The sequence below is a fragment of the Lactobacillus sp. UMNPBX6 genome (genome assembly GCF_002553975.1).
In the GTDB taxonomy this organism is placed as follows: Bacteria; Bacillota; Bacilli; order Lactobacillales; family Lactobacillaceae; genus Lactobacillus; species Lactobacillus gallinarum.
Genome location: NZ_PCZD01000108.1, coordinates 1 through 1,740, shown reverse-complemented (window position 1 = coordinate 1,740; position 1,740 = coordinate 1). Strand labels below are relative to the sequence as shown.

The following is a 1,740-nucleotide window of genomic DNA, read 5'->3' as shown; positions in this document are numbered from 1 at the left end:
AGTCATGTGGTGATAAGTCAATGTAAATTGTAAATTTTATTTTTAATTAGTTTGTGTTAAAGCCAAAATTTGCGTGCATGAAACTAGGCCCTATTTCAAGGGTTTTTAATAACTATTATTTACTCCTCCAAAAATGTTTTAGACCAATTGATCACCTCGGTGTTTGATAGATTTGACCATTTTTGAGCAGAGTGAAAATGGTCCTAACTAGTTTTCTTGCACAAAGGACGCAAGCACGTTTATGCGGGGAATAGAAAGCTTCATCGTACTTCTTTTGATAGTACTTCCGAAAAACGGGATCTCTTAATCTAATTAGGTTGGCAGCTTCAACCAAATAATATCTTAGATAATGATTGCCGTTTTTGGTCATTGGCTTGTGTTCGCTGTCAAAATCACTAGACTGCTTTTGACGCCAAGCTAGGCCGGCGTATTTAGCCAGCTGAGCTTCAGTATCGAACCGATCAATACTACCAATTTCAGCGATGATGCCAGCAGAGTAAACTGGTCCAATTCCCGGAATAGACTGCAGTATTCTCTCTTCAGGGAGCGCTTGAACGATGTCTGTAATTGCTTTATCTAAATTTTTAATCAATTTCTGATTGGTTTTAATCTCGGTATAGTAAACAGATAATACTGCATCAATTGAGTCTTTCATGACTTTACCTAAACGATAGGATCCTCTGACGGCTTTCCTGATTGCTTTAGCTAAAGCTTCTGGATCAGAGAAGCGGCCGCGTCCCTTAGTCTGAAGGTAATCAATTAAATCCTCGATTGGCATCTCAGTGATTTCATCGATGGTTTTACTATCAGTCACAATAGACAGCATTGTTGCGCCAAAGATAGAAGTTTTAATATTTTCCTTGTCAACGGTAACCAGTTTGTTTAGACGATAGTAAAGGGCTTCAATGAAGTGCTGCTTAGCTCTGGCCAGGGAAGACGTGATTTCATATCTGGTTCTGGTTAGACGCTGGAGAGCTAAGTATTCCTCTTGTCGAGCGATAGTGACGTGATACTTGCCAAAGCGTAAGTATTCCGCGATGTAATAGGCATCAATAGGATCATTCTTATTTTCTTCGTAAACGTCATGAAATCGTTTAGTATTTTTGGGATTAACGACATCAGTTTCAAGATTAAGCTTTTGCAAGTCCTCATCATTGGCAAAGAAATAGGCTGGATGAAAGCTATAAATTGAAGTAGCCTCCATGCCGATAATTACCTTGTCATAGCTATTCTGTTTAGCAAGTTGGAGAATTAGCTTTTTGACCTTATTAGCGCCAGTCAGATCATTAGAAAAAGATTGGTTAAGCAAAGGTTTTTGATGATTTTCTGAGTCAGTAATAGCGACTTGCAAGTCTTTAGAACTGACGTCAATTCCTATAAAAAGTTTCATTGAGAATGGCCTCCTTTCTAACAAATATTTGGTCATAGATCGATCATCACATGTTAGCCCCTAATTACAGTTTCTAAGACAGTCTCGCAAAATATAAGTATTCACAGGTTCAAGCTAAAAAGCTGCGACTGAAACTGCTCTGAATCAGTAATAGCCAGAATCAATACAGCATGTGAGTAAGTCATTAGCAAAACTGCTTGGGCGGCAGACTTACAAAGTAGTCAAGCTACAGGAGGTGAAAACCTATACCAATTGACCAAGGTCAATGACAATTAGAGACTAGCATCTGATGATCGAATAAACAAACTAAAAAGACAATCAACACAGATTTAATTTATATAATACGAGGA

At 38.1% G+C, this 1,740-nt stretch carries 1 protein-coding gene; it reads right to left on the bottom strand.

Translation table 11 applies throughout. The features are described from left to right. Window positions 1-151: 151 nt before the first annotated feature. The gene (locus CP357_RS09850; RefSeq protein ID WP_089145574.1) at window positions 152-1,390 is read right to left on the bottom strand and encodes an IS110 family transposase; all 1,239 of its coding nucleotides are present in this window, start codon (window positions 1,388-1,390) and stop codon (window positions 152-154) included. Between the last annotated feature and the right edge of the window lie 350 nt (window positions 1,391-1,740).